Annotated in this window: 4 protein-coding genes and 3 pseudogenes; 3 read left to right on the top strand and 4 right to left on the bottom strand. The window is 73.0% G+C overall.

Going from position 1 to position 5,188, the window contains the following annotated elements; genetic code table 11:
• Positions 1-626: DUF2690 domain-containing protein (locus ABZ646_RS39465; protein WP_360530418.1), on the top strand; the 626-nt coding region annotated here is incomplete at its 5' end.
• Between the two features lie 57 nt (positions 627-683).
• On the opposite strand, the pseudogene ABZ646_RS39460 reads toward ABZ646_RS39465, so the two are convergent.
• From ABZ646_RS39460 to ABZ646_RS39450, 3 pseudogenes are all read right to left on the bottom strand, one after another.
• Positions 684-980, bottom strand: a pseudogene (locus tag ABZ646_RS39460) (MFS transporter); the annotation flags it as partial.
• Positions 981-982: 2 nt separating this feature from the next.
• Positions 983-1,237: pseudogene (locus ABZ646_RS39455) on the bottom strand (4-carboxy-4-hydroxy-2-oxoadipate aldolase/oxaloacetate decarboxylase); the annotation flags it as partial.
• Between the two features lie 21 nt (positions 1,238-1,258).
• Positions 1,259-1,523, bottom strand: a pseudogene (locus ABZ646_RS39450) (GntR family transcriptional regulator); the annotation flags it as partial.
• Positions 1,524-1,640: 117 nt separating this feature from the next.
• Between ABZ646_RS39450 and ABZ646_RS39445 the strand changes: the two are divergent.
• The gene (locus tag ABZ646_RS39445; protein ID WP_360530415.1) at positions 1,641-2,681 is read left to right on the top strand and encodes a zinc-binding dehydrogenase; all 1,041 of its coding nucleotides are present in this window, start codon (positions 1,641-1,643) and stop codon (positions 2,679-2,681) included.
• A 16-nt stretch (positions 2,682-2,697) separates the two neighbouring features.
• On the opposite strand, the gene ABZ646_RS39440 is transcribed toward ABZ646_RS39445, so the two are convergent.
• Positions 2,698-3,342 carry a TetR family transcriptional regulator gene (locus ABZ646_RS39440; RefSeq protein WP_360530412.1) on the bottom strand — a complete coding sequence of 215 codons (645 nt, stop codon included), beginning with the start codon at positions 3,340-3,342 and terminating at the stop codon, positions 2,698-2,700.
• 215 nt (positions 3,343-3,557) lie between these two features.
• Between ABZ646_RS39440 and ABZ646_RS39435 the strand changes: the two genes are divergently transcribed.
• A complete protein-coding gene (locus ABZ646_RS39435) occupies positions 3,558-5,030 on the top strand; it encodes an MFS transporter (protein WP_360530409.1) in 1,473 nt (490 codons plus the stop codon).
• The last annotated feature ends 158 nt before the right edge of the window (positions 5,031-5,188 follow it).

Genomic DNA, 5,188 nt, shown 5'->3' with positions numbered 1-5,188 from the left:
GCTACCTCTCCGGTGCCAAACGCCCGCCGCGCCCGGCCGTGGAGGCGCTGGCCCGGCTGGCGGGCGTGGATCCGGCCGCGGTGCTGGCGTTGTGCGAGGCCGCCGAGGAGCCGCAGGCCGTCGTACCGGCCCCACGGCTGCCACGGGTGAGGCGGTGGTGGCGGCTGCCGCTGACCGCGCTCGCCCTGCTCGCCGTGGCCGGGGTGGCGGCGGCCGCCGTGACCGTCTCGTACCGGCGCGGCACGCCGGGCGCGCAGCCTGTGTCGGCAGCACCGGGCTGCCACGGCCGGTCCTGCCAGGGCGAGTTGCCGGACGCCTCGGCGTGCGCCCGGGACGCGCAGACGAAGAGCGCCGTCGCCGACACCTCCTACGACGTACGGCTGCGCTGGTCCCCGACCTGCGGCACGGCCTGGTCCGAGGTGCGACTGCACACCCCGCACGCCCGGGAGGTCTCGGTCAGGGCCGGGCAGGACGTGCTCTCCGCGAGCTATCCCGCCGAGGACTCCGTCGGCTACACCAGCCCGATGCTCGCGGTGCCGACGCCCCGCGGCGTGGAGGCCTGCGCCGACGTCGAGGGGAAACTCGCGTGCACCGGGCTCGAGGCGCAGCCCGGCCTCGAGGACTGAGCGAGCGGCGCCGCGCCCGTGGCGGGAGCGCGGCGCCGGACCGCTCGGCGGTAACGGTCAGTGGGCGGCGGCCAGTTCCTCCCGGCCGCGGCCGGACTGCGGCTGCCCGGCCGAGCACAGGGCGGCGACGCCGATGAACACCATCGAGGAGACTCCGGCCAGCGCGAAGGAGGTGAAGCCCCAGTCGCCGTTGCCCGCGGCCGGCAACCGGCCGCCGAGCCAGGGGCCGAAGACGGCGCCGAGGCGGCCCATGCCGGAGGTCCCGCCGACGGCGGTGGCCCGGTCGTCCGGGGCGGAGCGGATGGCGACGGTCGCGTAGATCATGGTCTGCGCGCTGTTGAGGAAGACGCCGGTCACGCCCTGACCGTGCCCTGCGCGCAGACCGCCCGGGACCAGGCGGCGAAGCCCATCTCGCGCAGCTCCTGGGTGTCGCGGACACCGGTGTTGAGGACCACCCCGCGCACCCCGCGCTGTTGCAGGGCGGTCGCGAACAGCTCCCCGAACAGTCCGTCCATGCAGGGCGAGGTGGTGGTGACCACCAGGATGTCGCCCTCGTCGCACCGCTCCACGGCCGCGTGGATCACGAGGTTGTCGCCGGGCCAGCCGATCACGGCCCGCCTTCGGCGACCCGGTGCCGCGCGCAGTCCTTCCAGGACCATGCGGCACTCCGTGATCGCGACCGCTTCCTGCACGGTCACCACCCGCACCCGCGAGCCGCGGTTGCGGATCCGCTCCACCAGTCCCTGTGCCTCCATCGATCAGAGCCGCACGGATGCTGGCCCGCGTGACGCCGAACTCCTCGGCGAGCTCGTTCTCCACCAGCCGTTGGGCCGGGGCCATCTCGCCGTGCGGGATGGCCTGCCGCAGCAGCACGAGCGGATTCCTTGCTTGACTCAAGTAAGCTAAATATGCTTGCCTAACTCAAGTAACCGGGGTCGCCTTGAGCGGGCCGCCCCGCGGCCCGGCGAGACCTTCCGATGCCCTCCCGGCACCCCAGAAAGCGAGAGTCACCCCATGGCCACGATGAAGTCCGTACAGACCGCAGGCGTCGGCAGGATCGAGGTCGTGGACGTCGAACGCCCCGTGCCCGGTCCCAAGGACGTGCTGCTTCGGATCCGGGCGGGCGGCGTCTGCGGCACCGATGTCACCTTCCTGCGCATGGGCGGCATGCCCGCCCGCGCCCATCTGGGCGGCGACCTGGTCCCGGTCGCGCTGGGCCACGAGCCCGCCGGCGAGATCGTCGAGGTCGGCGCCGAGGTCACGGGGCTGGAGGTGGGCGACCGGGTGGTGGTGAACCCGCAGGACGCGCCCACCGGGATCATCGGCTGCGGCGGCAGGTACGGCGCCCTGAGCGAGTACCTGCTGATCGAGAACGCCGAGGCCGGCCGGAGCGTCGCGGTGTTCCCGGACACCGTGCCCTTCGAGGTCGCGTGCCTCAACGAACCGATGGCGGTCTCCCGGCACGCGGTCAACCGCTCCGGGGCGGGACCCGACGACAGGGTGGTGGTCTTCGGCGCGGGACCGATCGGGCTCGGCGCCACGATCTGGCTGAAGCTGCGGGGCGTCGGACACGTGGTCGTCGTCGACGTCATCCCGTCCCGGCTGGAGAAGGCGCTGGCCGTGGGCGCGGACGCGGTCATCGACCCCGCCAGGGAGGACGTCACCACCCGGCTGACCGAGCTGCACGGGCAGAGCGCCAACGCGCTGGGCCAGCCCCGGCCCGGGACAGACGTCTACCTCGACGCGGCCGGCGCCCCCGCGGTCTTCGACACGGTGGTGGCCAACGTCAGGTGGCACGCCAGGCTGGTGATGGTCGCCGTGCAGAAGAAGGGCGAGGTCGACCTGGGCGGCATGCTGCGCAGCGAGCTGACCCTGATCGCCTCACAGGGCTACCCGACCGAGATCTTCGAGGTCACCCCCGAACTCGTCGAGCACCACGAGCGGTTCGCGAAGCTGATCAGCCATCGCGTCCCGTTCGCCGAGGTGGAGCGCGCCTTCGAGCTGGCCCTCACCCCGGGCGCGGCCGAGAAGGTCGTCGTCGCCTTCGGTGCGTAGCCGTCGCCCCGGGCGCTCAGCCGGTGACGGGCGCCAGCCACAGGCCGAGGAGCGCGTCGGTCAGCCCGGTCGCCGCGTCGCTCCAGGTGGCGCGCGGGGTGGGGGTCCCCTCGGCGAGGGCACGCTCCCGCTCGGCGCAGGTGTGCAGGATCAGCGTCCGGGCCATCAGGCCGCGCTCCGTGCGGACCTCGGTGGGCAGCTGCGGCAGGCGCCGGTTCAGCCCATCGACGGCCTGCCGGAGCGAGGGCGACGCGAGGGACTCCGCGATCATGATGTCGTAGAGGGCGGGATCGGTCATGACCTGGGCGCAGAAGCGGGCGTACCAGGTGGGGCTGCCCAGGCTCGCGAGGTGCTCGGTGACTGGGCGGACCAGGCAGTCCACCCAGTCACGGACGTCGCCGGAGTCGCCGACCGCGGCCAGCAGCCGGACCCGGATCTCCTCGATCCGGTCGAAGTGCCGAGCGGCGATGGCGCGGACGAGGTCCGCCTTGGTGCCGAAGTGGTAGCCCACGGCGGCGTTGTTGCCCTGGCCGGCGGCCTCGCTGACCTGGCGGTTGGACACGGCGTACACGCCGTGTTCGGCGAACAGGCGCTCCGCCGTGCTCAGGATCGCCTCGCGCGTTGCGCCCGCCTGCTCCGCCCGCGCCGTCCTGCCCGCCATGTCCACCACCGCTCCGGGACCGCGCACCAACCGGACCGGCCTGTCCCGCGAGCCGTACCGGGGCCTCGCCCGGGGCGGCGAGGTCCAGCCGAAAAAGCCTACGCGGCGACGGCGCCGCGTGCGGTCAGGCTCTGCCAGTAAAGTAAGTCAAGCGACTGACTTAATACTTCTTCGCGGTCGTCGCGCCCCAGTCCTGCCTACGGAGGCCATCTCCCATGTCCGAAGCCCCTGTCCAGCCCGCCGGGTCCGTGCGACCCGCGCGACCGAATCCGAACGCGGTGGTGGCGGTGCTGGCCCTGGCCGGTATCACCGTCTCGCTGATGCAGACCCTGGTGATCCCGATCGTCCCGGAGCTGCCGAAGTACCTGAACGCCTCCGCGTCCAACGCCGCCTGGGCGGTGACGGCGACCCTGCTCGCGGCCGCGGTGGCGACCCCGGTGGCCGGCCGTATCGGTGACATGTTCGGCAAGCGGCTGATGCTGCTGGTCAGCCTGGTGCTGCTGGTGGCCGGCTCGGTCGTGTGCGCGCTGAGCGACGCGCTGGTCCCGATGATCGTCGGCCGTACCCTCCAGGGGCTCGCGGCGGCCGTGGTGCCCCTCGGCATCAGCATCATGCGCGACGAACTGCCGCCGGAGCGCCTCGCGGGCTCGACGGCCCTGATGAGCGCCTCCCTCGGCGTCGGCGGCGCGCTGGGGCTGCCGGCCGCGGCATTCATCGCGGACCACTTCGACTGGCACGTGCTGTTCTGGACCTCCGCCGCTCTCGGCGTCGTCGCGTTCGCGCTGGTCATGCTTCTGGTGCCGGAGTCCAAGGTGCGCTCGGGCGGCCGTTTCGACGCGGTCGGCGCCGTCGGTCTCGCGGTCGGCCTGGTCTCGCTGCTGCTAGCGGTGTCCAAGGGTGCCGACTGGGGCTGGGCGAGCGGCACCACGCTCGGCCTGTTCGCGCTCGCGGTCGTGGTGCTCGTCGCCTGGGGCTTCTTCGAGCTGCGGACCACCCGGCCGCTGGTGGACCTGCGCACCACCGTCCGGCGTCAGGTGCTGTTCACCAACCTCGCCTCGATCGCGTTCGGCTTCTCGATGTTCGCGATGTCCCTGGTGCTGCCGCAGCTGCTCCAGCTGCCGACCCAGACCGGCTACGGCCTCGGCAGGTCGATGATGACGGTCGGTCTGGTGATGGCGCCGCAGGGTCTGGTGATGATGGGCTTCGCCCCGGTCTCGGCGGCCATCACCAAGACCCGGGGGCCGAAGGTCACCCTCATGATCGGCGCGGTGATCGTCGCCGCGGGCTACGGCCTGAACATCGTCCTGATGTCCCAGGTCTGGCACCTGATCCTGGTCTCCTGCATCATCGGCGCCGGTGTCGGCTTCGCGTACGGTGCGATGCCCGCGCTGATCATGGGGGCGGTCCCGGCGTCGGAGACGGCCGCCGCGAACAGCCTCAACACGCTGATGCGGTCCATCGGCACCTCGGTGGCCAGTGCGGTGGCCGGGGTGATCCTGGCCCAGCTGACCATCAGCCTCGGCGGCGCCACCCTGCCGTCCGAGAACGGCTTCAAGGTCGTCATGGCCATCGGCGCGGGCGCGGCCGTCCTGGCCTTCGTCCTCGCTTCCTTCCTGCCCGGCCGCCGGCCGGCGGACGCCGAGCCCGCGCCGGCGCCCACCGACCACTCGGCCGAGCCGGTGCACTGAGCGACGGCGGCCGGGAAGCGTTCCGGACACCGCGCCCGGCGGGCCGCCCTCGACGGGCGGCCCGCCCCCCGGGCCACACCCGGCGGACCGCCGAATACGGAGACAGGGGAAGAGGGGGGGGGGGGGGAAGAGGGGGGAGAGGGGGGGGTTGATATCGG

The sequence above is a fragment of the Streptomyces sp. NPDC007162 genome, from assembly GCF_040634175.1.
Lineage (GTDB): Bacteria > Actinomycetota > Actinomycetes > Streptomycetales > Streptomycetaceae > Streptomyces.
This window is presented reverse-complemented; position numbering and strand designations above follow the sequence as displayed.